This window comes from Campylobacter canadensis (assembly GCF_013177655.1).
GTDB lineage: Bacteria > Campylobacterota > Campylobacteria > Campylobacterales > Campylobacteraceae > Campylobacter_E > Campylobacter_E canadensis.
Map to the genome: position 1 here is coordinate 1,553,201 of NZ_CP035946.1, position 25,544 is coordinate 1,578,744.

General features: G+C 26.7%; 27 protein-coding genes. 9 read left to right on the forward strand and 18 right to left on the reverse strand.

Annotation, left to right across the window (positions count from 1 at the left end; translation table 11 throughout):
* Positions 1-170 precede the first annotated feature (170 nt).
* Entirely contained in the window at positions 171-914 is a 744-nt protein-coding gene (locus CCANL266_RS07475) for a TSUP family transporter (RefSeq protein ID WP_172233555.1), read from the forward strand.
* A 27-nt stretch (positions 915-941) separates the two neighbouring features.
* Here CCANL266_RS07475 and CCANL266_RS07480 read toward each other — a convergent pair whose 3' ends face one another.
* From CCANL266_RS07480 to CCANL266_RS07535, 12 genes are all read right to left on the reverse strand, one after another.
* On the reverse strand, positions 942-1,874 hold the full coding sequence (locus tag CCANL266_RS07480) for a tetratricopeptide repeat protein (RefSeq protein WP_172233558.1): 933 nt from the start codon (positions 1,872-1,874) through the stop codon (positions 942-944).
* Positions 1,875-1,916: 42 nt separating this feature from the next.
* Positions 1,917-2,672 (reverse strand): rod shape-determining protein MreC, encoded by a 756-nt coding sequence (locus tag CCANL266_RS07485; protein ID WP_172233561.1) that lies wholly within the window; start codon positions 2,670-2,672, stop codon positions 1,917-1,919.
* Positions 2,662-3,699 carry a rod shape-determining protein gene (locus CCANL266_RS07490; RefSeq protein WP_172233564.1) on the reverse strand — a complete coding sequence of 346 codons (1,038 nt, stop codon included), beginning with the start codon at positions 3,697-3,699 and terminating at the stop codon, positions 2,662-2,664. Before CCANL266_RS07490 ends, CCANL266_RS07485 begins: the two co-directional genes overlap by 11 nt.
* Positions 3,696-4,913, reverse strand: a complete 1,218-nt coding sequence (clpX, locus tag CCANL266_RS07495) for an ATP-dependent Clp protease ATP-binding subunit ClpX (protein WP_172233567.1) — start codon at positions 4,911-4,913, stop codon at positions 3,696-3,698. The genes CCANL266_RS07490 and clpX overlap by 4 nt, the downstream gene beginning before the upstream one ends.
* Positions 4,903-5,694 (reverse strand): acyl-ACP--UDP-N-acetylglucosamine O-acyltransferase, encoded by a 792-nt coding sequence (gene lpxA, locus CCANL266_RS07500; protein WP_172233570.1) that lies wholly within the window; start codon positions 5,692-5,694, stop codon positions 4,903-4,905. The genes clpX and lpxA overlap by 11 nt, the downstream gene beginning before the upstream one ends.
* Complete coding sequence (gene fabZ / locus CCANL266_RS07505; RefSeq protein WP_172233573.1) at positions 5,694-6,137, reverse strand: 3-hydroxyacyl-ACP dehydratase FabZ; 444 nt, start codon at positions 6,135-6,137, stop codon at positions 5,694-5,696. The genes lpxA and fabZ overlap by 1 nt, the downstream gene beginning before the upstream one ends.
* A 133-nt stretch (positions 6,138-6,270) precedes the next feature.
* Positions 6,271-6,627 carry a 50S ribosomal protein L19 gene (gene rplS / locus CCANL266_RS07510; RefSeq protein WP_172233576.1) on the reverse strand — a complete coding sequence of 119 codons (357 nt, stop codon included), beginning with the start codon at positions 6,625-6,627 and terminating at the stop codon, positions 6,271-6,273.
* Positions 6,627-7,328, reverse strand: coding sequence for a tRNA (guanosine(37)-N1)-methyltransferase TrmD (gene trmD, locus CCANL266_RS07515; protein ID WP_172233579.1), 702 nt, complete (start codon positions 7,326-7,328; stop codon positions 6,627-6,629). The genes rplS and trmD overlap by 1 nt, the downstream gene beginning before the upstream one ends.
* Positions 7,325-7,834, reverse strand: coding sequence for a ribosome maturation factor RimM (gene rimM, locus CCANL266_RS07520; RefSeq protein WP_172233582.1), 510 nt, complete (start codon positions 7,832-7,834; stop codon positions 7,325-7,327). The genes trmD and rimM overlap by 4 nt, the downstream gene beginning before the upstream one ends.
* Positions 7,827-8,066, reverse strand: a complete 240-nt coding sequence (locus CCANL266_RS07525) for a KH domain-containing protein (protein WP_172233585.1) — start codon at positions 8,064-8,066, stop codon at positions 7,827-7,829. The genes rimM and CCANL266_RS07525 overlap by 8 nt, the downstream gene beginning before the upstream one ends.
* Positions 8,066-8,290: a 30S ribosomal protein S16 gene (gene rpsP / locus CCANL266_RS07530; protein WP_172233588.1), complete on the reverse strand. Its 225-nt coding sequence runs from the start codon at positions 8,288-8,290 to the stop codon at positions 8,066-8,068. The genes CCANL266_RS07525 and rpsP overlap by 1 nt, the downstream gene beginning before the upstream one ends.
* An 87-nt stretch (positions 8,291-8,377) precedes the next feature.
* Positions 8,378-9,712, reverse strand: a complete 1,335-nt coding sequence (locus tag CCANL266_RS07535; RefSeq protein WP_172233590.1) for a signal recognition particle protein — start codon at positions 9,710-9,712, stop codon at positions 8,378-8,380.
* A gap of 77 nt (positions 9,713-9,789) precedes the next feature.
* Here CCANL266_RS07535 and CCANL266_RS07540 point away from each other — a divergent pair, with 77 nt between their 5' ends.
* From CCANL266_RS07540 to rplT, 3 genes are all read left to right on the forward strand, one after another.
* Positions 9,790-10,938 (forward strand): MFS transporter, encoded by a 1,149-nt coding sequence (locus CCANL266_RS07540; RefSeq protein ID WP_172233592.1) that lies wholly within the window; start codon positions 9,790-9,792, stop codon positions 10,936-10,938.
* A 52-nt stretch (positions 10,939-10,990) separates the two neighbouring features.
* Positions 10,991-11,185, forward strand: a complete 195-nt coding sequence (gene rpmI, locus CCANL266_RS07545; protein ID WP_172233594.1) for a 50S ribosomal protein L35 — start codon at positions 10,991-10,993, stop codon at positions 11,183-11,185.
* 87 nt (positions 11,186-11,272) lie between these two features.
* Positions 11,273-11,629, forward strand: a complete 357-nt coding sequence (gene rplT / locus CCANL266_RS07550) for a 50S ribosomal protein L20 (RefSeq protein WP_172233596.1) — start codon at positions 11,273-11,275, stop codon at positions 11,627-11,629.
* Positions 11,630-11,657: 28 nt separating this feature from the next.
* Here rplT and CCANL266_RS07555 read toward each other — a convergent pair whose 3' ends face one another.
* The 3 genes from CCANL266_RS07555 to CCANL266_RS07565 all read right to left on the reverse strand — a co-directional run bounded on the left by CCANL266_RS07555 (position 11,658) and on the right by CCANL266_RS07565 (position 16,604).
* Complete coding sequence (locus tag CCANL266_RS07555) at positions 11,658-11,945, reverse strand: hypothetical protein (protein ID WP_172233598.1); 288 nt, start codon at positions 11,943-11,945, stop codon at positions 11,658-11,660.
* 72 nt (positions 11,946-12,017) lie between these two features.
* Complete coding sequence (locus tag CCANL266_RS07560; RefSeq protein ID WP_172233600.1) at positions 12,018-13,964, reverse strand: LTA synthase family protein; 1,947 nt, start codon at positions 13,962-13,964, stop codon at positions 12,018-12,020.
* 72 nt (positions 13,965-14,036) lie between these two features.
* Positions 14,037-16,604 (reverse strand): ATP-dependent Clp protease ATP-binding subunit, encoded by a 2,568-nt coding sequence (locus tag CCANL266_RS07565; protein ID WP_172233602.1) that lies wholly within the window; start codon positions 16,602-16,604, stop codon positions 14,037-14,039.
* A gap of 173 nt (positions 16,605-16,777) precedes the next feature.
* Here CCANL266_RS07565 and CCANL266_RS07570 point away from each other — a divergent pair, with 173 nt between their 5' ends.
* Genes CCANL266_RS07570 through CCANL266_RS07590 form a run of 5 tightly spaced genes read left to right on the forward strand, consistent with a single transcriptional unit; the run spans position 16,778 to position 21,510 of the window.
* A complete protein-coding gene (locus CCANL266_RS07570) occupies positions 16,778-18,034 on the forward strand; it encodes a S41 family peptidase (RefSeq protein ID WP_396021584.1) in 1,257 nt (418 codons plus the stop codon).
* A 32-nt stretch (positions 18,035-18,066) separates the two neighbouring features.
* Complete coding sequence (locus CCANL266_RS07575; RefSeq protein ID WP_216657291.1) at positions 18,067-19,179, forward strand: SH3 domain-containing protein; 1,113 nt, start codon at positions 18,067-18,069, stop codon at positions 19,177-19,179.
* Positions 19,163-19,831: a lysophospholipid acyltransferase family protein gene (locus CCANL266_RS07580; RefSeq protein ID WP_172233606.1), complete on the forward strand. Its 669-nt coding sequence runs from the start codon at positions 19,163-19,165 to the stop codon at positions 19,829-19,831. Before CCANL266_RS07575 ends, CCANL266_RS07580 begins: the two co-directional genes overlap by 17 nt.
* Before the next feature lie 6 nt (positions 19,832-19,837).
* Positions 19,838-20,944: an exo-alpha-sialidase gene (locus CCANL266_RS07585; protein WP_172233608.1), complete on the forward strand. Its 1,107-nt coding sequence runs from the start codon at positions 19,838-19,840 to the stop codon at positions 20,942-20,944.
* Positions 20,944-21,510: a hypothetical protein gene (locus CCANL266_RS07590; RefSeq protein WP_172233611.1), complete on the forward strand. Its 567-nt coding sequence runs from the start codon at positions 20,944-20,946 to the stop codon at positions 21,508-21,510. Before CCANL266_RS07585 ends, CCANL266_RS07590 begins: the two co-directional genes overlap by 1 nt.
* Here CCANL266_RS07590 and CCANL266_RS07595 read toward each other — a convergent pair.
* From CCANL266_RS07595 to tyrS, 3 genes are read right to left on the reverse strand one after another with little or no spacing between them, the layout of a single operon-like run.
* Positions 21,479-23,245: an N-acetylmuramoyl-L-alanine amidase family protein gene (locus CCANL266_RS07595; RefSeq protein ID WP_224316044.1), complete on the reverse strand. Its 1,767-nt coding sequence runs from the start codon at positions 23,243-23,245 to the stop codon at positions 21,479-21,481. The two genes, CCANL266_RS07590 and CCANL266_RS07595, sit on opposite strands and share 32 nt — an antisense overlap.
* On the reverse strand, positions 23,238-24,329 hold the full coding sequence (locus CCANL266_RS07600) for a nitronate monooxygenase (RefSeq protein WP_172233614.1): 1,092 nt from the start codon (positions 24,327-24,329) through the stop codon (positions 23,238-23,240). Before CCANL266_RS07600 ends, CCANL266_RS07595 begins: the two co-directional genes overlap by 8 nt.
* Positions 24,330-24,331: 2 nt before the next feature.
* Positions 24,332-25,540 (reverse strand): tyrosine--tRNA ligase, encoded by a 1,209-nt coding sequence (gene tyrS / locus CCANL266_RS07605; RefSeq protein ID WP_172233617.1) that lies wholly within the window; start codon positions 25,538-25,540, stop codon positions 24,332-24,334.
* Positions 25,541-25,544: the final 4 nt, after the last annotated feature.

Consider the following 25,544-nt stretch of genomic DNA (forward strand, 5'->3'; position numbering starts at 1 on the left):
TTTGCTTTGCTTGAATTTCAATTTTATCTTCTTTTAAACTTTTCATCTTATTATCCTTAAAATAAATTAGCATTTTTATTATATCATATATAAAATAAAAATCAATATCAAAATATAAAAATTTATTTGTTACGATTTGTAACACTTTAGGATATAACTAGGAGTAAATAATGCAACTTGATATACTTGAATATATTTTAGCTTTTTTCGCAGCATTTTTTGGTGGCTTTATTGATGCAATTATTGGTGGGGGTGGCTTAATAACCTTACCAGTAATTTTAGCTATAGGTTTAAACCCTACCCTAGCAATAGCCACAAGCAAATTACAAGCAAGTATGGGTGCTTTAAGTGCCTTATTTGCTTTAAGAAAACAAATTCAATTTAAAAAATTAAGCTTAGGTATATTATGCAGTGCAATTTTTGCTGCTCTTGGTTCATTTACAGTGCTTAAAATAGATTCGTCAATTTTAAAACCCATTGTAATATCTTTATTAGTACTTGTTTTTATTTATACAATTTTAAAGCCTGATTTAGGGCAGTACAATAAACAAGCTAAGATGAAAATGAGTGTTTTTTTACTTATTTTTGCATCAATACTTGGTTTTTATGATGGTTTTATTGGACCTGGAACTGGTTCTTTTTATATTTTTGCCTTTGTTAGCATTATGGGATGCAACATAAAAGAAGCTTCAATAAATACAAAGGCTTTAAATGCTACTAGCAATATTGTTTCTTTAATATTTTTTGCATTCTTTTACGAAATTCTAATAAAACTTGGCTTGATAATGGGAATTGGTGGGATTTTAGGAGCTTATTTTGGTGCAAAGATGTTACTTAAAGTAAATATAAATATTGTAAAAAAATTATTTTATTTGATTGTTTTTGCAACCATAATAAAATTAATATTTTTTTAGCAAAAGTAAAAATACTTTTGCTAAACATTATTTGCAGTCAATTTTGCCACTTAATATACACAGTTTATTTTCAAGATTTTTGATTTGATTTTCATCATAACTTAGATTTTTAGAATTTTTGTACATATAAAGCAAAGTTGAACAAGCATTAGAATTATTTAACTCGCAAGCTTTAGTAAAGTATTTTATAGCTAATTGATTTGAGTTTGCATCTTTTATTAAAGAATTTGCATACATTGAAGCAAGGTTATTACAAGCAATTGCACTATTTAAATCACAAGCTTTAGTAAAGTATTTTTTCGCTTGATTGTAATCTTGTTTTACATCATAAGCTTTAAAATAAATAATCCCTAAAGAATTACACGCATCATTAAATAAACCTTTTTCACAAGATATCTCAAATAGGTTTTTTGCTTTTGAGTAATTTTGCTTTACTTCTTTTCCTGTAAAATACATCTGAGCTAAATTATCACACGCTATAAAATCTCTTTTTTCACAAGCTAGGGCGTAATAATTTATAGTTTGTTTATAATCTTTATTAACCCCATAACCATATCTGTACATATTTGCTAAAGAATTACAAGCATGTGCAATATTGCTATCACAAGATAATTTATAAAGCTTATAAGCTTTTTTGAAATCTTGTTGAACCCCTGTTGCTTGTTCATAATATAAGCCTAAATTATAACAAGCCTCAACCGATTTTAACTCGCAAGATTTTTTCATAAATTCAGCTGCATTAATATTACTCTTTGCAACGCCCTTAGCATCTTTGTACATAATAGCTACATTAAAACAAGCATTAGCAAGACCTTCTTTGCATGATTTATTAAAATATTCAAAAGAATTTTTAAAATCATTTTCTTGATAAAATTTTACTGCCTTATTAAAATCCTCTGTAGCAGCATTATTAGCAAATAAAAATGAACTTAAACTTAAAGCTAAAAGTGTTTTTTTCATATTAAACCCCTATAAAATACTCTTAAATAATTTATGTATATTTTATTTAGATTTATCAAATAACTGAATAACAAATAAAAAATAATGTGGTAACAATTTTACATTAGTATCTAAGATTGCTTTTTTATAACCTGTTTCTTCAATAATATCTACTATCTTTCCAACATAAATTCCACTAGTAAAAATATTATCAAGTCCGCTAGTATAAACACTATCACCTATTTTTATATCAGCATATTTATTTATATAATCTAAATATAAACCACTTGATGAACCTCTTGCAATAGCCTGATAACCATTAGCTAATACAGAAAAAGCACAATCGCTATCATTAACACTTATAGCATAGGCTCTATTATCTTTTTTATACATAATTCCACTAACTTGGTCGTTATACACCAAACCATAAGTTACATTATCTTTTATATCTTTATAATCAAGCCAAAATCTAGTATAAACGCCTAATTTTTCATAAGATAAAATTCTTGCTAAATGTACTTTTACATTGTAATTTTCTAAATTATTTAATTCTGTAATTTTGTCTAATTTGAATTTAGCATCTTTGTATAAAATTTTGTAGTGTTCTAAATCCTTATTTTTTAAACTTAATTCTTCTATACTTTTTGCTTGCTGAAAATATTTTTTAAAAAATAATTCTATATTATCAGCACTAGTGTAAATATTTATTAGTGTAGTATCATTTATTTTTAAAATATAAGATTTAATATCAGTTGAAAATAAATACGATACTACAAATAAAATAGTAGCTAGTAAAAATACCCTAAGCTTATTCCTCATTTTGTAATTGTCTTAGTAAAGAAATATCTTCTAAAGCCTTTTCAGTACCTCTTGCTACTGCTAATAATGGTTCATCAGCCACATACACAGGTAGTTTTACAATATCACTTAAATATTTATCAATACCTCTAATTAAAGCTCCACCACCAGTTAAAACAACACCATTTTCAACAATATCACTTGCTAATTCAGGCTTTGTGTTTTCTAAAACAAATTTAAGCGCATCTGCTATTTCTTTTAAAGGTTCTTTAATAGCTTCTCTAATATCTTCGCTACTTAATTCTACCTTGCTTAATAAGCCTTTAACTTGGTCTTTACCTTTTACAACTATTGTTAATTCTTCTTGTAGTTGTATAGCAGAGCCTACTTTAATTTTAATATCCTCGCTAGTTCTTTCTCCAATAATTAAATTATATTTTTCTTTTACATAGCTAATAATTGCATTATCTAGCTTATCACCTGCTGTCCTAATGCTTTTTGCAGTGTGTAATCCTCCTAATGTAATAACACCTATTTCAGTAGTTCCACCACCAATATCAACTACTAAAGAACCTACTGGCTCTTGCACAGGAAGATTTGCACCAATAGCAGCAGCCATAGGCTCTTCAATTAAAAACACTTCTCTAGCTCCAGCACTTAAAGCACTTTCTTTTACTGCCTTTCTTTCTACTTGAGTTAAACCATAAGGTACTGATATAACTATTCTTGGGCGTAAAAAACTTTTTCTACGGTGAGTTTTTTCAATAAAATATCTAATCATTTTTTCAGTCATATCAAAATCAGCAATAACACCATCTCTCATTGGACGAATCGCTTGTATATCGCTTGGGGTTTTACCAAGCATTTCTTTTGCATCTTTACCAACTGCTAGAATTTTATTTTTTCCATATTTTGTGTACTGTATCGCAACCACACTTGGCTCGTTAATTACAACACTTTTTCCTTTTACCATTACTAATGTATTTGCGGTTCCTAAGTCAATCCCCATATCAATTGAAAATAAACCTACAATGTGATCTAAAATCATTTTTTTCCTTTATCTTTTATAAAAATAGCCTTGCCTGTATTTTCTACAAATTCCTTTGTAATTATTATTTCATAATCTTTATACTTGTCTAATTCAAACATTAAATCAAGCAATAAAGACTCTAAAATACCTCTTAAACCTCTTGCGCCTGTTTTTCTTTCTATCGCTAAATTTGCAATTTTTCTTAAAGCGTCATCGTTAAAAGTTAATTTAACACCATCAATTTCAAACATTTTTTGATATTGCTTAATGATTGCATTTTTTGGTTGAGTTAAAATTAACACCATTTCTTCTTCTTTAATTTCATTTAAATTAGCAATGGCATGTAATCTGCCTACTAATTCTGGTATTAATCCAAATTTAACTAAATCTTCAGGTTCTATATTAGAAAATAATTCTTTTTCATCAAGTTTATTTGTATTTGTATCAAAACCAATTACATTTTCACCTTGTTTATTTTTTAAAATTTCTTCAATACCATCAAAGGCACCACCGCAAATAAATAAAATATTTGTAGTATCAATTTGAATAAATTCTTGATTTGGATGCTTTCTACCACCCTTTGGTGGTACATTTACTAAACTACCTTCTATTATTTTTAATAAAGCCTGCTGTACGCCTTCGCCACTTACATCTCTTGTAATTGAGCGATTTTCACCCTTTCTTGCAATTTTGTCAATTTCATCAATAAAAACTATTCCGCATTCAGCTTTTTTTAAATCATAATCAGCAGCTTGTAAAAGTCTTGTTAAAATATTTTCAACATCTTCACCTACATAACCTGCTTCGGTTAAAGAAGTAGCATCACATATTGCTATTGGTACATCTAAAGCCTTTGCCATAGTCTGTGCCAAAAGAGTTTTACCGCTTCCTGTTGGACCAACTAATAAAACATTTGATTTAGATAGCTCAACATCGTTTTCATCTATTGTGTTTGTGCTTAATCTTTTATAATGATTATGAACGCTAACACTTAAAACTTTTTTTGCCTTATCTTGACCAATTACATATTTATCTAAATGCTCTTTAAGCTGCTTAGAAGAAAAATCATCAATATGAAATTCTACATTTGATTTATTTTGGTTAACAAGCTCATCAAAATCATAAAGATTATATATTGAATAAACACAATGAGGGCATATACTAATATCACTCTCATTTGGTGCTGTAAAAATCGCTTGTTTATATTCAGTTCCACAAAAACTACATCTCATCTTTATCCTCTTTAGTTGGTATTCCTCTTTTTGTATTAATTATAAAATCACACAAATCAATAATATTTTGATTTTTACTTACATTAATTAATTCTTTAGCACTTTGTGAAGGGGTGCTTTTTTTATTTCTAAATAGCTCATTAAAAGCTTGTTTTAAGATATCTAAATCATCTTTTGAAAAATGTCTTCTTAAGCCAACTAGATTTAAACTTCTTACATAAGCTCTATTACCTTCTGCAAGACAAAAATGTGGTAAATCCTGAGATAAAGCTGAAGCTCCAGCCAACATACAATACCTGCCTATTTTAACAAATTGATGAACAGGTGTTAAACCACCTATAACGCTATAATCACCGACTTCAACATGTCCTGCAAGAGTAACATTATTTGCAAAAATAACATTATTAGCAATATTACAATCATGTGCAATATGCACATAAGCCATAATAAAAGCATTATTGCCTATTCTTGTATATCCATCGCCTTTTTTAGTACCTGAATTAATAGTACAAAATTCTCTAATGGTAGCATTATCACCAATTATTAATCCTGAAAAATCATCATTTGTATAAGAAATATCTTGCGGAATATCACCTAAAATAGCATAAGAAAAGATTTTACACTTATTACCTATTTTGGTATTTCCAACTATTTTAGCACCACTTTTTATAAGGCAATCATCTCCAATTACAACATTTTTACCAATATAGGCAAAGGCTTCAATTACTGTATTTTTTCCAATAATTGCACCTTGTTCAACAACCGCTAAAGGACTAATCATTATTTATCTACTATCATAGCTTTCAATAAAGCTTGAGTGCATAAAACACCATCAACATAAGCTTCGCCTCTAAAAATCCATAATGCTCCACGATTTTTTTCAACACACATTTTGTATTCAAGTCTATCACCTGGTTTTACTGGATTTTTAAATTTAACCTCATCAATACCTGTAAAATACACAACTTTCTCACTAGGATTAACCTTATCATCCATTGATTCAAAAGCCAACACTCCACCTGTTTGAGCCATACCTTCTAAAATTAAAACACCTGGGTAAATAGGATGGTCTGGAAAATGTCCTACAAATACATTATCGCTAATACTAATATTTTTATATCCTATAATAACACCTTCTTCTTTATTAATTTCTGTAATTTTATCAACCAATAAAAAAGGATACCTATGTGGTAAAATTTTTTGAATTTGAGTTACATCCATCATTGCTTATCCTTGTTAATTTACAACTTAAAAAAGTGTAATATATAATAAAAAGATTAAAAATTATTTTGAATAGCTAAAAAAAGAAAATAAAAATCATAAAACTACATAAAAAAGTAGTTTTATGTTTCAAGGATTATTTTTTTAATTCTCTAATTCTAGCAGCTTTGCCTCTTAATTTTCTTATGTAGAATAATCTAGCTCTTCTTACCTTACCTTTTCTTACAACTGTAATACTTTCTAAGCTATCTGAATAAATTGGAAAAATTCTCTCAACTCCAACACCATTTGCTCCTATTTTGCGAACCATAAAAGTTTCACCAACTCCGCTACCACGGCGAGCAATACAGATGCCTTCAAAATTTTGAATTCTTGATTTATCACCTTCTTTAATGTGAATAGCTAATTTTAGCGTATCTCCAGCACGAAAATCAGGAACTTCTTTAGCATTAATTTGACTTTGTTCAAACTGCTCTATATATTTATTTCTCATTATATATCCTTAAAATTTGATGATTTTGCAAGTAAATCAGGTCTATGAAATTTACATTTGCAAAGTGATAATTGATTTTTTAAAATTTTTATTTTAGCGTGATTACCCTTAATCAAACTTGAAATTGAATAAAATTTTTTTCTTTTTTCTTTAAATTCAAATTCAAAAGGCTTAGTAAATGCAGGTGCTTCTAAAAAATCATCTTCAAAGCTTTCTTCAATCAAACTTTCTTGTTTAATTACATTAGGGATATTTCTTGCTATTGAATCACACAAGCATAAAGCTGCTAATTCTCCACCTGTTAAAATATAATCTCCTATGCTAAAAACTTCATTGGCAAAATATTCTATAACTCTTTCATCTATACCTTCATATCTACCACATACAAAGGTAATTTCATCTTTTAATGCTAGTCTTTTAGCATCAATTTGCTTAAAACTTTTAGCAACTGGAGATAAAAAAATAATATGAGAATTTTTATAGTTTTTTAAACAATCAAACAAAGGTTGAGCGCTCATAAGCATTCCAGCGCCGCCACCTATTTTATAATCATCTACTTTTTTGTGTTTGTTTAAACTATATTCTCTTGGATTATCACAATGAATTTCAAGCAAATTATTATTTATTGCATTTTTTAAAATGCTAGCATTAAAATATGGGCTAATTAGTTCAGGAAATAAAGTAATAAAATTAAATTTCATAAACTTTCTAAAAGCATTTTAGAATTTTTTACATAAATTTTATCATCAATTTTATCAATAAAATTATCATTATAAGGTATGTAAAATTCTTTTGCCAACCCTTCTAAATTACTATTTGTATTTACTAAAAACAAATATGTACTTCCAACTTCTAAGATATCTGTAACAATGCCTAAACTTTCACTGTTTTCTATAATTTCTTTACCTATAATATCAAAATAAAAAAATTCATCTTTTTTTAATTTTAATTTTCTACTATCTTCTATAGTTGAATAAAGCTGCATATTCACTAAATTCTTTGCACTATTTATATCTTCATAACCAACAAACTGTACTAAAGAATTTACACTATCAAAATGTTTAATAATAAATTTCTCAGCTTTATTATTGTAAAAAATTTTATTAGCTTTAAATTGTTCGTAAAAATCGCTTTTATTATGTAATTTTAAATAACCTAGCAAACCGTGAGTTTTACCTATCTTTGCTACAAAAACTAAATTATCCAATTGCTTTTACCGTAATTTGATAATTTGTTTTATCACTATGTTTATTTGTAGATAAATTTTTAATAGCATTAATTACCTTGCCACTTTTACCAATAATCTTGCCTGCATCTCCTTTGTTTGCAAGCATATCAATTATCACAACATTAGCACTAGGACTATTAGAAGATAACTCTAATAGCTCTGGCTTTTGTGAAATTGCTTGCGCGTAACTTAATAAAAAATCTTCAAGCATTATTTTGTAAGTCTTGCTACACGCTCGCTAAGTTTAGCACCAACACTTTTCCAATAAGCTAAACGCTCAGCATCAAATTTTATAACTTCTGGCTCAACCATAGGATTATAATATCCAATACTTTCAATCCAACCACCATCTCTTCTTTTGCGGCTATCTGTTACAACGATGCGATAAAAAGGTTTTTTCTTTCTTCCCATTCTTGTAAGTCTTACAACTGTCATTTTTTCTCCTTAAAAATTAAAATTTTTTTATAAACAAAAAATTGTCTATAAAAAAGCTTTAAAAAGGCTTAAATATAACAAAAATTCCTAAATTTTAGGAAAATTTGTTTGATTTAGCATTCCACCAAGCCCCTTCATACCGCTTTTTGATAACTTTTTTGCAATTTTTGAAGCATTATCAAATTGCTTTAAAAATCTATTCACTTGCATCTGGTCAAGCCCTGCACCCTTTGCAATTCTTTGTTTTCTTGAATTATTTAATAGGCTTGGGTTTTGTCTTTCTTTAAGTGTCATTGAAGAAATCATAGCTTTAATATGTATCATTTCTTTTGAGCTATCTAAGTCTAAGTCCTTTACTTTATTTGCAACCTGACTCATACCTGGAATCATACCAACTAAAGAACCTAAATTACCTAATTTTTTAACACTTTCAAGCTGATTTAAAAAATCATCAAAATTAAACTCACCCTTTTTTATTTTTTTACTTAAAACTTTTGCATCTTTTTCATTAAACACTGCTGAAGTTTTTTCAATAAGAGTAGCTAAATCGCCTTCTCCCATAATCCTACTTACAATTCTATCAGGAACAAAACTTTCAAAATCTGCTACTTTTTCTCCAATACCAACAAATTTAAGTGGCAATTTAAGCAATTTTGCTATTCCTAAAGCAACGCCACCTTTAGTATCAGCATCAAATTTACTTAAAATAACTCCGCTTATTCCTATTTTTTCATTAAATATTTCAGCGGTTTTAACACCTTCTTGACCACTCATTGCATCAGCAACATAAAAGCTTTCAAAAGGTTTTATGATATTTTTTACTTCTAATAATTCTTGCATTAATTTTTCATCTATTGCTAAACGCCCTGCTGTATCTACTATCAATACATCGTACATAGATTTTTGTGCATGTTCAAGTGCTTTTTGTGCAACTTCTTGTACGCTTGCATTTTGCATTGAGAATAAATCAATTTCATTAGCCTCACACAGTTGTCTTAATTGCTCTACTGCTGCAAGTCTTTGCAAGTCGCAAGCTGCTACTAAAACTTTCTTTTTTCTAAGTTTTAGATAATTTGCCAATTTTATTGTACTTGTGGTTTTACCACCACCTTGCAAACCCATCATCATAACACAAGTTAAATTCTCAGGGCTAAAACGAAATTCGCTAACTTTATTTTCTGGAGTTAATATTTGAGTTAAATTATTTTTAATAGCATCTAAAAAATGCTTTTGTCCAATGCCTTTTGCCTTAACCTCATTTTCTATAAGAGTTAATAATTCCTTTGTAACCTTAAAATGAACATCAGCCTTTAAAAGTGATTTTTTTAGCGTTTCCATAGCGTTTTTTAACGCTTTTTCATCATCAATAGTTTTTAATTTATTTACTGCTTGTCTAAAAGAATCGCTTATTAATTCAAACATATATTACCCTTATTATAAAATTACAAAACATTAATTTTATATTCTTAAGCTTTATTTATTTTTAAAAGGCGTAAAAAATGAAAAAAAAGTATTTTATATTGAGTATTTTGTGTGTAATTTTTATATCACTAAATCTAAGAGCACCAATTACTACAATAGGTCCTATTGTTAATGAATTGATTAAAGAATTTAATCTTACAAATACTCAAATTGGGATTTTAAGCTCGATTCCTTTATTTTGTTTTTTTATTTTTTCTCTAATTGCACCTTTGTTTCAGGCTATAAAATCAATATTTATAGCTTTATTTATTCTTGCATTGGGCTTACTTTTAAGAATAGCTTATGATGTGAATACTCTTATGCTAGGCAGTGTTTTTATAGGTATTGCTATTGCAATTTTAAATGTTTTAATGCCATCTTTTATAAAAAGCAAATTTAAAGATAGCACTAAAATAATGCCGCTTTATGGATTATTTTTAAGTATTTCAAGTTTAATTGGGGTTTTTGGATACTATCTGCTTACATTAATAAAAGTAAAAGGTGTGCTTGTGTTTTGGATAATTTTTACCATTGCTGCTTTTATTGTGTTTTTACCTTTTATAAAAAATAATAGATTAAAAAGAAAGTATGATAAAAAGCAAAATTCTAATTTTCTTTCAATCTTTAAAAATAAAAAAGCTTGGATAATAACACTATTTATGGGTTTGCAAAGTTGCGTATTTTATACAGTTATTTCCTTTTATCCATCTATTTTAGAATATAAATTACATTCAAGCCAGTATGCAACTTTATTAACATTAATTTTTCAATTTGTTGCTTTATTTTCAGCTTATTATGTTCCTTTATTTGCAAACAAAAGCAAAAATCAATCTTTATTTTTAAGTCTTGTATGTTTTTGTAATATTATTGCTTTTACGCTTTGTCTTTTTAGTTCTAATTTATTTTTATTAGGATTAAGTGCTATTTTATTTTCTATTCCTGTTGGAGGAATTTTTGCTGTTGCTTTAAGTATGATAGCAAGCAAAACAAAAGATGTGCAAAGTACAATATATCTTAGTTCAATGGCACAAAGTTTTGGTTATTTAATAGCAGCTATTGGACCTATAATTTTTGGTTATTTAAAAGATTTAAGTTCTAATTTTAATCTTTCAATAATTTTTATGCTAATAATTTCTACACTATTATTAATTTTTTCTAAGCTTAGTTCAAAAATAAGCTTTATATAAGCATTTTATTGTAAAATGAATGCTTTTTTATTTTAATTAGAAAGGATAGCATATGCCTAAAATGAAGAGCGTAAAAAGTGCTGTTAAGCGTTTTAAGGTTGGTAAAAACAAAATTAAGCGTGGTTCAGCATATAGAAGTCATATTTTGACTAAAAAGCCTAGTAAAAGAATGCGTGATTTAAGAACTGCTAAATTTGTTCATGCAACAAATGAAAGCCGTGTTTTAAAAATGCTTTGTATGAAATAATAAGTTTTTGATTTTTATCATTTAATTACCCCCTATTTTGGGAAAGATTTGCACTTTTAGCAAACGCCATTTTAAAAAGGAGACAATATGGCAAGAGTAAAAACAGGTTTTGTTCGTCGTAGAAGACATAAAAAATTATTAAAATTAGCTAGTGGCTTTTATAGTGGTCGTAGAAAACACTTTAGAAAAGCAAAAGAACAATTAGAAAGAAGTTTGGTATATGCTTACCGTGATAGACGCCGCAAAAAAAGAGATTTTCGTCGTTTATGGATTATCAGAATTAACGCAGCTTGCCGTTTAAATAACATCAGTTATTCACAATTTATGAACGGATTGAGAAAAGCAAATATAGTTCTTGATAGAAAAATCTTAGCTGATATGGCTATGAATGATATTAATTCTTTCAACCAAGTTGTAAATAAAGCTAAAGACGCTCTAAAATAATTTAAAATTCCTTTCTTTTTGAAAGGAATTACTGCCTATTTTTCTCAAAAGCATCAACGATTTCTAACCAGCGATTGTATTCGTGGTTTGCACTCAAAGAATATTTAAAACTTAACAACAATAAAAATACAGGTAAGGCTAATAATTTTACACTAAGTAGTGTTAGATTAAATGTCTTTACAAGCTTTAAAATTTCTTCAATATTTATAAGCAAATAAGCTATGCAACAAATAAATAAAATACTTGATAACAATTTAAATAAAATAAATTTTGCTCTATGCATTTGTGCATTTTGCACTGAATATTGTTCAAACATTTTTCTTCCTTTTAAAAAATTAAAAAAAACAATTTTAATATATTTTTTTAAAAGCAAGATAAAAATTAATTATTAATCCATAAGCCGATAATTTATTTCATCAAAATATATTTTTTTGTATAAAGTGCTAAATTGTTTTATTTTTTCATCATAATAAGAATCTTTTGTATTTTTTGTACAAAGTAAAAATTCTATTTTACCCCCCCCCACACACTTGTCAAGCTTAAAACTAGCTACATTATTAAAAGAAACATTATTATCTATATAAAAAAGCTCATTTATGCCAAATTCTAATTTTTGATTTTTTACCTTTGAAAGCATATTTTTTCCGCCTATATTTAAATATTTTGCATCGCTTAAACTAAGCTCATACAAAGTTGGAAAAATATCTTTATGAGAACCAGCTCTTTGCTTATCGTAATAAATATCTTTTTGATATTTTTTAGGTATATAAATATAAAAAGGAACTGCATAATCATTTGCTAAAAAATCATTTTCTGCTGCATCCATATCTCTATTTTTATGGTCTCCGCTTGCTGCTATAATGGTGTTATCAGCTAAAGGACTAGATTTAATTTTACTTATAAACTTCCCAAAAGCATCATTTGAATAAGCATAAGCTTTTAAAGAATTTTTTAAATATTCTTTATCATCTTTTGAGTTTAGTTTATTTAAAATCTCATCATATTTTATATTTTCTTTAAAATCTGTAGGAATTTTAAATGAAGGATGATTAGATATGCTAAGCATAGCAATAAACAATGGTTCTTTAGCCTTGCTTAAAAGTTCATAAGCTTGTTTATACATAAACTCATCAGCAACTCCATAAGCATTTAAACTCTCTTTTGCTTTAGGATATTTTAGTAAAAAATCACTCATATCATAAAGTTCATCAACGCCTTGAACTTTTAAATATTCACTTAAATTTTGCCAAGCGGAATTTGCACTAGTTATAAAAATAATTTTATAACCTGCTTTTTTATAAACATCAAAAACCGTATAACTAAGTTTTTTGCTTTTTTTGCTAGAGAAAAATAAATTAGAATAAGGGCTAAGCAAATACAAACCACTAAATGATGGTGCTGTGCCATTATGCGAAGATAAAAATCTTGTAAAAACAAAATCTTGTTTAAAATGTTCTTTTAAAGAGCCTAATAAATCGTGCTTATCATCGTGCAAACTAAGCATATTTATACCAAAGCTTTCCATTAAATTAAAAACAACATGTGCTTTATTTTGCTCTAAAAACTCATCTTTTTTAGTGCTTTTTATAATATCTTCATCAAAGATATTTTTATATTCTTTATTTAAATCTTCAAAATTAATATTATAAAACTTACTTTGATTTTTGTAATGCTTATATGCCCAAGTAAAAGCTAATGCAGGATTAGCGCTAAGGTTATTAAATGCACTAAACTTAGAAAAATTTAAATCAGCTTCCTTTAGCGGAAAAGTATTTATAGAACCACGACAAGCTAAAAAATAAACAAATAAAAATAATAAATTCAAAATAAAAATAATGAATTTTTTGTTTATTTTAAACAATCTTAATGTATTAATTTTATAAAAAAAGTATGTAATAAAAACAGCATTTGCAAAAGTTAAAAATAACATAGTAAAAAAAGGATAATTATTAATAATAATTTCAAATAAAGCTGCCTTATCATCATTGATTGCATTGAAAATAAAAATATCAACCTTGCTCTTGTAAGCTTCATAATAATAATATCCAAGTACTGCAAAAATTGATAGTAAAAATGAAATTATAAAAGTATAAAATAAGCTTAAAATTCTAAAAAACTTATCAGAAAAATATCTTAAATATTTAAATATAATTAAAGGTGCAAAAGAAATAAAAACTGCTCTAAAATCGTACAATAAAGAATGCTTAAAAAACATAAACAAATCATATTTATAAAAAAGTATATCATTTAAATTTACAAGATTTTTTAAAGCAAGTATTCTAAAAATGAAAAAACAAAAAACAAAATATAAATTTATAAAAATTATAGCTAACATTTTCTTCCTTTTATAAAATATTTATTTTAAATAATTAAATAAATGTTAGCTAAATAATTTTAAATATTTTTTCTAAAAAGTAAAAATAAATTCATCGTTTTTAAAATCAACAAAGGCTTTATCTTTATACTCGCCTTTTAAAATATACTCACTTAATTTACATTCAACTTCTTGATAAATAATTCTTTTTAAAGCCCTAGCCCCATATTCTTTAGAAAAACCAATTTTTAGTAATTCATTTTTTGCTACCTCGCTAAGCTCTAATTTAAGAGTAAGTTCTTTTAGCTTTTGCTTTGTTTTATTTAACAAGATTTCTAAAATTTCTTTTGCCATCTCTTCATTAATTGCATTAAAATTAACAACTTCATCTAATCTATTTATAAATTCAGGCTTAAAGTATTTTAATAATTCTAAATTAGTCGCCTTTAATCTTTCTTTATAATCACTAATTTCGCTTAATTTACTTGCACCAATATTACTTGTAAAAATAATAATACAGTTTTTAAAACTAACCTTAAAACCTTTATTATCAATTAAATGCCCCTCATCAAGCATATTTAAAAATATATTAAAAATATCAGGATGTGCTTTTTCAATTTCATCAAATAATAAAACACAATAAGGGCGATTTTTCACAGCTTCAGTAAGCTGCCCGCCTTCATCACTGCCAACATAGCCAACCGCTGAACCTATTAAATTTGATACTCTATAACTTTCTGCAAATTCATTCATATCAAATCTAATCAATGCTTTTTCATCATCAAATAGTTCTTTTGCTAATTCTTTTGCTATTTGGGTTTTTCCAACCCCAGTTGGACCTAAAAATAAAAAGCTACCAATAGGACGATTTTTATCATTTAAACCAGCTTTATTTGTACAAATTGCTGAACTTAACGCCTTAATAGCTTCATCTTGACCAACTACACTTTGTTTTAAATTATTAGCAAGATTTAAATATTTATCTTTTTCAGCACTTAGTAATTTATTTACTTTAATACCTGTCATTTTTGCAAGAATTAATGCGATTTGCTCTTCATCAACTTCATTTTTAAGTAAGGTTCCACTACTGCTTAATTCTTGCCAACTTTCTTTTGCTTTTTCTAAGGCTTTTTCGCTTTGTGGAATTTTGCCATACTCAATTTCCCCTGCTTTTTGATAATCTCCCTTGCTTTTTGCTATATTTGCTTCATTTTTTAAATTAGCAATCTCATTCATTATTTTAGAAATTTCATTAAAGGTTTTTTGCTCATTATCGTATTTGCTTTTTAACTTAATTTCTTCTTCTAAAGCATTGCTTAATTCTTTATCAATTTCTTGCAATCTTTCTTTATTTTTTTCGTTATTCTCCATTAAAAGCGCTTCTTTTTCTACCTTTAAATTTGTTATTAGATTTTTTATATTTCTTAAAGCATTTGGCTCACTTTCAATTTGCATTTTAAGTTCCGCTGCTGCTTCATCAATTAAATCTATTGCTTTATCTGGCAAAAATCTACCTTGAATATATCTATCACTTAGCTTAACAGCTGCTACTAAGGCACTGTCTGTAATATTAATATTATGATGTGCGCATAATCTTTCTTTTAAACCTCTCATCATTGATATTGCATTATTTACACTAGGTTCATCAACTATAATAGGTTGAAAGCGGCGTTGCATAGCTGCATCTTTTTCAAAATATTTTTTATATTCTTTTAAGGTTGTAGCACCTATTGTTTTAAATTCACCTCTGCTTAAAGCAGGTTTTAAAATATTTGCTGCATCCATTCCGCCTTCACTATTTCCAGCTCCTAAAATAGTGTGAATTTCATCAATAAACATAATATAATTTGGATTTTCTTTTACAATTTTTATTATATTTGTAAGTCTTTTTTCAAAATCACCACGATACTGCGCTCCTGCAACTAATCTTGCTAAATCAAGCATAAAAATTTGCTTATTTGCCAATGAAGATGGCACTTTATTATCAGCAATTGCTTGTGCAAGAGCTTCAACTATAGCAGTTTTTCCAACACCTGGTTCGCCTAGCAAAATAGGGTTATTTTTACTTTTTCTAATTAGAATTTGCATTAAGCGATTTAATTCTTCATCTCTTCCTGTAATTGGATCAAGCTTTTGTGCTTTTGCAAGTTCAACTAAATTTGTACAATATTCACTAAGCTCTTTATTATCTTTTAAATCTTGTTCTTTTTGAGTAATTTTTTCATCTCCTCTTAAAGCTAAAAGTTCACTTTTTAAAACCAATAAATCTATAAAATCTTTTAATTCATTGCAAATTCCATTCTTTTCGCATTCGCTTAAAAGCCACATATCAACTGCTAAAAAGCTATCTCCTTTGCTAAGCGCAAAACCTAAAGCCTTTTCAATACTCGTTAAACACTCGTTGCTTAATTTTATATTTGCTGCATTTGCACTTTCACTTTTAACAAGATTATTTGCTCTTGATTTTAAATGTAGCAAAATCGCTTCTTTATTTATTGAAAGTTTATTAAAAATTTGTACTAAAATTGAACTTGAATCGCTAGCAATAGCCCATAAAATGTGCATTGTTTCTAAGGTTGAATTTTTATTAAAAACTGCTAAAGAAACTGCTTGATTTAATGTATTGCTAAATTGATTTGTTAATTTATCTTGAATATTCATTTTATCTCCTTTAATTTTTGTATATGTAAAAATTATAAGACTTTAGTGAGTTAATGTCAAGTATTTTTTTTAAATTATCACTTAAAGTATAAAAGTGCTAAAAAATAATAAACTAAATTTTTACTAAAGCTTGATAAAATCGCAATTTTTATAAATTAAATACTGGAGTTAATGTGAAAAAAATAATCGCTTCTTTATTGCTTGCAAATGTGCTTTTTGCACAAAATACAAATAGTGCTGAAGAAGAAAAAAAAGCACTTTCAAAATTAATACAAACTTTTAGAATGATACAAGCAAATTATGTTGATGAAATTAGTATAAATGACTTAGTTGATAAATCTTTAGAAGGTTTATTAAGCAATCTTGATGCGCACTCAGCATTTTTAAATGAAAAATCTTTTAAATCTCTGCAAGAAAGCACAAATGGAGAATTTGGCGGACTAGGAATAACTCTTGGTTTAAAAGATAACGCTCTTACAATTATTGCTCCAATTGAAGGCACACCTGCTGATTTAGCTGGAATTAAAGCTGGTGATGTAATTTTAAAAATTGAAGATGAAAGCACTTTAGGAATGAGCTTAGATGATGCTGTTTCAAAAATGCGTGGAAAGCCAAAAACAAAAATAAATATTACAATTTATAGAGCAGGAGAAAAAAAACCTATTGTATTTAATATAACAAGAGATATAATAAAGGTTCAAAGTGTATATACTAAAAAAATACAAGATTCAAATGACTTATATATAAGAATTAGCTCTTTTGATAAAAATGTTGTTAGCGAAGTAAAAAAAGCTTTAAAAGAAAATCCTAAAGCTAGCGGCATTGTTTTAGATTTAAGAAATAATCCAGGAGGATTATTAAATCAAGCTACTGATTTATTAAATTTATTTATTGATAAAGGTGTTTTAGTAACACAAAAAGGAAGAGATGAAAAGGCAAAAATTGATACTTTAGCGTTAAAACAAGCTGCGTTAAATACTAAAATTCCTATTGCTGTATTGGTAAATGGCGGGAGTGCAAGTGCTAGTGAAATTGTAAGCGGAGCTTTACAAGATACAAAAAGAGCAGTTATTGTTGGAGAAAAAACCTTTGGTAAGGGTAGTGTTCAAATGATTAAAGAAATCAATAACAAAGAAGCACTAAAGCTAACAATAGCAAAATACTACCTACCAAGTGGGCGTACTATTCAGGCTGTTGGTATTACTCCTGATATTGAAGTTTTTCCTGGCAAGGTTAATACTACAAGCAATGAATTTAGCTTAAAAGAAAGTGAGCTTAAAAAACATTTAGAAAATGAGTTAATAAAAATAGATAATAAAAATGTTAAAAAAACTGATGAAAAAAATACAATTACACTTGAAAATATTAATAACGATATTCAGCTAAAAACCGCTATTGATGTGTTAAAAGTGCTGAAGATTAAAGGATAAACTTGAAACAAATAATATTTTGCGTCTTCTTTTTGCTCAATGCTCTTTATTCTCAAGAAGTATTAAGCAATCAGGACGCACAAGTTTATAATAACCTTTCGCAAAGCGATGAAGTTAGCGTTTATGATGAAAGAGATTCTATTTTAAATAAAGTAGAATTAGCAATTTCAAGTACTTTTAGCAAAAATGATGTTTATGTAGGAGAGCTTTTTTATATTGATGTAGATATAAAAAGCAATTCTACAACCAATTATAATGCACAAATAAAATTAAATTCTATGTCTGCAATAAATGTTTTAAATAAAAAAATACAAGTAAATGCAAAGAATGGTCAATATTCAGCAAGAATATATTTACAAGCACAAAATATAAATGCAAAGCTTGGAAATTTAGAAGTTTTATTGTTAAGAAATAATGATGTAATAGCAAATTCAAGCATAATTTTACCAAGGCTTAAAATTAAGCAAATTCCTTTTGATAAAGATTATTCGTTTGTAGTTGCAAGTGATTTAAAAATATCTAATTTAAAATGCGCTGAGTATGATAATGAAAAAATAATTTGTAGCTTTGATGCAAGTGCTAAATTAGCTAATTTATCTACTTTTTCGCTAAATAAAGTTTTAGAACAAAAAATAAGTAATCAAAATAATGATTATGAAAATAACGCCTGCTCTATTTCTCTTTTACTTTCAAAAGATAGTAAAAAAATTGTGTTTTCTTATTTTGATTTAAATAAAAATGATTTTATACTATTAGAAAATAATATTATCTTAGATAATGCGCAAATAAGTACGCAAAGCGATATTAATCCTATAAATAAGCAATTTGATTTTTATTTACAGATTGCAGCTTTATGCTTTGCTGTTTTATGTTTGCTAGTAATTTTAATTTTTAAAAGATTTTATTTTTTAGGAATTTTTGCTTTTTGTGCAATTATTTATGGCTTTTTTGGCTTTAATTTTAATGATAATAGGTTATTAAAAGCAGGGGCTATTATTAGTATTTTACCTATTGAAAACTCAACTATTTTTTATGAAAATACAATAGAAAAAAAAGTAGAAGTATTGCTTGAGCAAAAAGAATTTAGTAAAATACTTTTTGATGAAAATAAAATTGGGTGGGTAAAAAATGAATATCTTAAATAAAATCATTACTTTTTTTTATGCTCTAATTATTGCTATTAGCATTGCTGTAGTAATTATTTTATTTTATATCTTCCCTCAAAAAAATTGGCAAATTAGAAAAACTTGGGCGAAATTTATAAGAAAAATTTGTTTTTACAAAATTGAAATTATAGGTGAATTTAGTGAAGATACTAAAATGATTATATTAAATCACCGCTCTATGCTTGATATTATTGCACTTGAAGATGTGTATCCTAAAAATTTATGTTGGATTGCTAAAAAACAAATTGGAGATTTATTTTTTTATGGGCAAATAATTAAAAAACCTAAAATGATTTCTATTGATAGAGCAAATGCAAGAGACTTTGTAAATGTTATAAAACAAGCTAAAGAAAGACTTGAAGATAACAGAGTTATTTCAATCTTTCCTGAAGGTACAAGAAACGATACTTATAATTTATTAAGATTTAAAAGTGGTGCAAGTAAAATTGCTGAAAAATTAAACATTTCTTTTCAGCCTATAGTTTTAATTGGAGCTAAAGAGATTTTAGATAGCAAAAAAATCAAAATATCTTTTTTTAAAACATTAAAAATAATAATTTTACCGCCTACCAATGATATTGAAGAAGCAAAAGAAATGATGCAAAAGGTGTTAAATGACAATACAAGGTAGTTGTAAATGTATTTTATAATCACCTTGTTTTTAATAAATATTCTTTTTTTCTTTAACAATATAAAAAAAGATAACTTTCATTTTAAAATTAATAATAATCAAATCATCAATCAAACAACTACTCAATATAATTTATACTTAAATACACCAAAACAAAGCAAAAGCGTTCATTCTTCAACTATAGTAAAAATAAAAAATAATATTATTGTTGCTTATTTTGCAGGTAGTCGTGAAGGTGCTCAAGATGTAGCTATTTATGCTAACAAAATACAAAATTTTTCAAGTTCTAAAGCTATTTTATTACTAGATAGATACAAGCTTATGCAAGATAGTTATGAATATATTAAAAAATTAGGTAATCCACTTTTTGTAAAAATAAATAATAAAGTATATTTATTTGTAGTCGGAGTTAGCATTGGTGGCTGGTCTACTTCTAAAATTTATTTATATGAAATTGATGAGAATTTAAAGTTAAAATATAAAAATAAATTAATTTTATCTCCCTTTGCTAACCTATCAAACCTAATAAGAACTAAGGCTAGTATTATTCAATTTACTAACAAAGAAAATGGATTTATTTTGCCTATTTACCACGAGTTAGCTAAAAAATTTCCTATCAATTTACTTTTTGATGAAAATGCGAATTTGCTTGATATATCTTTAATTAATAATTTTTACAATCTACTTCAACCTGCCTTAGTTGCTATAAATGATACAAATTGTTTGATTGCATTTAGAAATTCTCACAATGAAAATAATAAATTAAAACTACAAAAATGTGATAATAGCTTTAACTATAAAAAAATCATTACTACAAACTTAGAAAATAATGATGATTCGCTAAATCTTTTTGAAATAAACAATAAAATCTTTTTAATTAATAATAAAGGTGCTGAAAATAGCAGAGAAAAATTAAATTTATACGAGTTAAATGATAATGAATTTAAAAAAATAAGCACAATAGATTACACATTGCTAGAAAAAGGAGAGGTTTCTTACCCTTCAAATTATGTAGATTATGATAATGAAATGGTGTATATTTCCTATACAAAAGATAGAAAATATATAATTTTTAAAGCAATACCATTTTCTTATTTTATCAAGGATAAATAATGTTATCACATCACTTTGTTTATAGTTTTTTATTTTCTTTTATTTTTTCTATATTTTTTAAAACTTATAAATCTAAATTAATAATAATGATATTTTTCTTAGTATTTTTCAATATAAAATTATTTTTTAATTTTAGCTTAAGTATTAATGATTTTTTACTTTCATTTTTAGGAAATATGAGTTTATTTAGTTTGCTTAATTTAATCATTCTAACTTTTTGCAAAAAATTTTATGTAAAAAAAGAAATATTCTTTATTTTTCTAATTAATCTTTTATTCTTTTTTGCCTTTTTAAATTTAATTCCAATTAACATTTATTATCAAAGCACTATTAATTCATTACTTATTATAAACACGCTTATAGTTTTTACATATTTTGTTAGCAAGAAAATTGCAATATTATATTTATTTTGTTTTGTTTGTTATGCTTTTTCTCCAAGAGAAATCATATTTAATTTCTTTTTTGATGCTAATTCTTTAATAATATTTTTTGCTGCTAGTATTTGCGTAATAATTTGCTGTATTATAAATAAAATTAAAACTTATTTTTCTCAAAATAATTATTAATTCCATTTACAATACCTTTTACAATGTATTGCTGATATGTAGGATTAGCTATATTTTTACCTTCAACTGGATGAGTTATATAACCAACTTCAATTAAAACAGCAGGCATTAAAGCACCAACCAAAACCCAAAACGGAGCTTCCTTTACCCCACCATCTTTTGCCTTGTAGCTTTTTGGAATTGCACTTAAAATACCGCCTTGAATATCAATTGCAAGTTTATTTGAAGAAATAATCTTTTCTCTATTTAAAAAATTTAAAAATGTTTGTTTAGAAAAATAATTCATCTCTTCTACATCACTTTTATTTTCAATAGCAGCAGCATTTTTACTCCTTTCACTTCTTGCAGGAGATAAAAAATAAGTCTCAATCCCATAAACACTATTATATTTGCTTTTATCAGCAAGAGAATTTGCGTGTATGCTTATAAATAAATCGCTTTTTTTATCATTGGCTAGTTTTGTTCTTTGTCTAAGACCTATGTAAGTATCATCACTTCTTGTTAAAAAAACCCTATAACCATTATTGCTAAGTTCTCTTGCTAGTTGCTTTGCTATTGCTAAAGTAATATTTTTTTCAAGTAGTTTATTTGCACTAGCACCACTATCTTTACCGCCATGCCCTGCATCAATAGCTATTAAAAAATTCTTTTTAAATAAATCATTATTTTTTACATAGATTTTCATTGTATTTTCGCTAAGTTCGTAATCTAAATTTTGTTTAGAATTATTTATTATTCTTATTGTGTCTTTATTTAGATTATAAATACTAATTTTATTATTACTTACATTAAAAGTATTTTTCTTAAAAGCACTACTAGCTTTTATATCAATATAATTAGCCTTATTGCTAATATCTGTTAGTTCATCTGAAAAAGTTAGCAAAATATAATCACTTGTAGGGCTAATTTTATTTAATTTTACTTGTTTGCTAATACTTTCTTTGCTTTTTACTTGTTTTGTTTTTACTACATTACTTGCTTGTGTGCTAGTGCTTGTTTTTGTGTTTTTTATATAATAAAAAATAATAGAATTATTATTTACTTCATAATTAATTTTTTCTTTTGCGTTTGTAAAGACAACTCTTGCTGTACTTGGATTAAACTGCGATACGCTAACATCACATTCATCAAGCTTAAAAGAGCTTTTTTTTGTATCTAAAACAGCAGTAAAATTAAATATATCCATATTCTTAAATTTACTTTCTTTTATTTCTTCTTCTAATTTAGAATTGGTTTTTAACATTACTCCTATTTTTTCTTTGTTTTGATATTTTAAAACCGAGCTTATGTATGTTTTTTGTTTTATGCTTTCTTGTGTTTTTTCTTGTTTTTTTACTACTTTAGCCTTATTTTCATTGTTGATATTACTAGCATTTTTTATAATTTTATTTTGCGTACTTGCTGTATTTTGCTTTTCTTTATCTTCTTTTTTTATTTTAACACTATCTTTTAAAGTATTAATTGAGATATCTTTAACACCTAATTGATTTAGTTCTTTTTCATAACCTGCATAGCTTAAAGATAATTTTTTTGAACTAATTATAATTCTTTTTAATGCTTGAATTTTATCTTCTTTATTATCACTAATAATGCTTTTAATATAAGCAGCTTTCATCTTTTGATGTAAGGCTAGCTGCTCATTTTTATTTAAGGAAAAGAATTTCTCATCAAATTCCTTAAAATCATTAGCAAATAAACAAATCAAACAAAAAAATAAAATTATAATTTTATTCATCATTTACAAGCTTATTGATTAATTCTTTTACACTTATTAATTTATCTAATCTATAGCCATTTGCACCAGTAAAGAATAAGCCGCTTTCTGTTTTTCCACTATAAGCATCATAAAGTCTTTCAGCAATACAATAGCCAACTTTTTTAGCTTCAATTCCACGCTGACAAGGTGCAACACAATTTGCAACACAAGAAATTTTAGGAGCATTACCTTGCTCTATCATCTTTTGAAGATTAGTTTTTATACCCCTTGCAGGATAACCAACTGGGCTTTTTAATAGCTCAATATCTTCTTTTTTAGCATCAAGCAATACTTGTTTAAACTCAGGTGCAGCATCGCATTCAAATGTACCTATAAAACGAGTACCCATTTGCACACCATTTGCACCAAGTTTCATAGCATTTAAAATATCTTTATGATCCCAAATTCCACCTGCTGCAATCAATGGAAAGTCTCCCCATTGTTTTATTTCTTCTTTTACTTGTGGAATTAAACTTTCTAATTGATATGCTTCATTAAAACATTGCTCATAAGTAAAACCTTGATGACCACCACTTTTTGGACCTTCAAGCACCACTGCATCAGGTAAGCGGTTGTATCTTTGAGTCCATCTTTTACAAATTATTCTTAAGGCCTTTGCAGATGAAACAATAGGAATTAAAGCTACATTTGGAAAGTCTTTTGTAAATTCAGGTAAATTCGTTGGCAAACCAGCACCACTAATAATAGCATTAAAACCTGCTTCACAAGCATCTTTTACTATTCTTGCATATTCATTACTTGCGTGCATAATATTACAGCCAAGTGGAGCATCTTTGCAAATTTTTCTTGCATTATTAATAACTGCTTTTAATCCCTTTGTACTATAAAAATTTTCACTTCCATAAGGCTTACCATTTAACTCTTTATTAATATGTGCTCTATTTTCATAAAAACCCGTTCCAACTGATGAAATAATTCCTAAAGCACCATTTAAACTAACATTTCCTGCTAATTTATCCCAACTAATTCCAAGCCCCATTCCGCCTTGAAAGATAGGCACTTCTAAAGTAAAATCTTTTATTTTTAATGAAGGTAAGCTCATTTTTATCCTTTTATAATAATTTTTGCGAATTTTCTTTTACCAATTTGTAAAATATATTCACCTTGTTGTAATTTTAATTGCTCATCATTAATCTTTTGTTGATTAACTTTAACACTTCCTGCTAAAATCATTCTTCTTGCTTCGCTACCGCTGCTAACTAAATTACATTCTTGCATAGCTTTTACAATCCAAACTTCATTTTCATTAAAGCTAAATTCAGCAATATCGCTTGGCAAAGCATTGTTACTATGGATATTATCAAATTCTTTTTTTGCATCTTGTGCTGCTTTACTACCACAAAATCTTTCACATAATTCTAATGCTAAATCTTCTTTTGCCTTTTTAGGGTGAAGTTTATTTGCCTTAATATCATCAAAAATCTGTTCAATCAAATCTGTGCTTTTAAAAGATAATAAATCATAATAAACTCTCATTAATTCATCGCTTATGCTAAGAATTTTTGCATACATAACATTAGCTTCTTCATTAATTCCTATATAATTTTGCAAACTTTTACTCATTTTATTTACACCATCAAGTCCAACTAATAAAGGCATCATAATAACTGCTTGTTCTTTATTTGTATTGTAGGTTCTTTGTAATGTTCTTCCCATTAGAAGGTTAAACTTTTGGTCAGTTCCTCCCATTTCAATATCGCTTTTTAATGCAACGCTATCATAGCCTTGTAGTAATGGATATAAAAATTCACAAATTGAAATTGGACTTTGCTCTTTAAATCTTTTTGTAAAATCATCTCTTTCAAGCATTCTTGCAACGCTAAATGTTGATGTTAGCTCTACAATTCCAGCAGCTCCTAATTCATTAAGCCAAGTTGAGTTAAAAGCAATTTGAGTTTTTTGTTTATCTAAAATCTTAAACACTTGCTCTTCATAAGTTTTAGCATTTTTTAATACCTCTTCTTTACTTAATTTCTTTCTTGTAACACTTTTTCCTGTAGGATCGCCAATTTGTGCTGTAAAATCACCTATTAAAAATATAACTTTTGCGCCGTGTTCTTGTAAAAATCTCATTTTATTTAAAACAACACTATGACCTAAATGTAAATCAGAAGCTGTTGGGTCAAAACCTGCTTTTACAATAAAATTTTCGCCTTTTTCATAATAGTTTTTAATTAAATTTTTTATCTTTTCTAAATCAATAAACTCGCTAACTCCACGCTCTAAATCTTTATAAATAGCTTCTAAATTCATTTAT

Coding starts and splice junctions, on each gene's coding strand:
- CCANL266_RS07475 (WP_172233555.1), top strand. CDS start 171: ATGCAACTTGATATACTTGAATATATTTTAGCTTTTTTCGCAGCATTT.
- CCANL266_RS07480 (WP_172233558.1), bottom strand. CDS start 1,874: ATGAAAAAAACACTTTTAGCTTTAAGTTTAAGTTCATTTTTATTTGCT.
- CCANL266_RS07485 (WP_172233561.1), bottom strand. CDS start 2,672: ATGAGGAATAAGCTTAGGGTATTTTTACTAGCTACTATTTTATTTGTA.
- CCANL266_RS07490 (WP_172233564.1), bottom strand. CDS start 3,699: ATGATTTTAGATCACATTGTAGGTTTATTTTCAATTGATATGGGGATT.
- clpX (WP_172233567.1), bottom strand. CDS start 4,913: ATGAGATGTAGTTTTTGTGGAACTGAATATAAACAAGCGATTTTTACA.
- lpxA (WP_172233570.1), bottom strand. CDS start 5,694: ATGATTAGTCCTTTAGCGGTTGTTGAACAAGGTGCAATTATTGGAAAA.
- fabZ (WP_172233573.1), bottom strand. CDS start 6,137: ATGATGGATGTAACTCAAATTCAAAAAATTTTACCACATAGGTATCCT.
- rplS (WP_172233576.1), bottom strand. CDS start 6,627: ATGAGAAATAAATATATAGAGCAGTTTGAACAAAGTCAAATTAATGCT.
- trmD (WP_172233579.1), bottom strand. CDS start 7,328: ATGAAATTTAATTTTATTACTTTATTTCCTGAACTAATTAGCCCATAT.
- CCANL266_RS07525 (WP_172233585.1), bottom strand. CDS start 8,066: ATGCTTGAAGATTTTTTATTAAGTTACGCGCAAGCAATTTCACAAAAG.
- rpsP (WP_172233588.1), bottom strand. CDS start 8,290: ATGACAGTTGTAAGACTTACAAGAATGGGAAGAAAGAAAAAACCTTTT.
- CCANL266_RS07535 (WP_172233590.1), bottom strand. CDS start 9,712: ATGTTTGAATTAATAAGCGATTCTTTTAGACAAGCAGTAAATAAATTA.
- CCANL266_RS07540 (WP_172233592.1), top strand. CDS start 9,790: ATGAAAAAAAAGTATTTTATATTGAGTATTTTGTGTGTAATTTTTATA.
- rpmI (WP_172233594.1), top strand. CDS start 10,991: ATGCCTAAAATGAAGAGCGTAAAAAGTGCTGTTAAGCGTTTTAAGGTT.
- rplT (WP_172233596.1), top strand. CDS start 11,273: ATGGCAAGAGTAAAAACAGGTTTTGTTCGTCGTAGAAGACATAAAAAA.
- CCANL266_RS07555 (WP_172233598.1), bottom strand. CDS start 11,945: ATGTTTGAACAATATTCAGTGCAAAATGCACAAATGCATAGAGCAAAA.
- CCANL266_RS07560 (WP_172233600.1), bottom strand. CDS start 13,964: ATGTTAGCTATAATTTTTATAAATTTATATTTTGTTTTTTGTTTTTTC.
- CCANL266_RS07565 (WP_172233602.1), bottom strand. CDS start 16,604: ATGAATATTCAAGATAAATTAACAAATCAATTTAGCAATACATTAAAT.
- CCANL266_RS07580 (WP_172233606.1), top strand. CDS start 19,163: ATGAATATCTTAAATAAAATCATTACTTTTTTTTATGCTCTAATTATT.
- CCANL266_RS07585 (WP_172233608.1), top strand. CDS start 19,838: ATGTATTTTATAATCACCTTGTTTTTAATAAATATTCTTTTTTTCTTT.
- CCANL266_RS07590 (WP_172233611.1), top strand. CDS start 20,944: ATGTTATCACATCACTTTGTTTATAGTTTTTTATTTTCTTTTATTTTT.
- CCANL266_RS07595 (WP_224316044.1), bottom strand. CDS start 23,245: ATGAATAAAATTATAATTTTATTTTTTTGTTTGATTTGTTTATTTGCT.
- CCANL266_RS07600 (WP_172233614.1), bottom strand. CDS start 24,329: ATGAGCTTACCTTCATTAAAAATAAAAGATTTTACTTTAGAAGTGCCT.
- tyrS (WP_172233617.1), bottom strand. CDS start 25,540: ATGAATTTAGAAGCTATTTATAAAGATTTAGAGCGTGGAGTTAGCGAG.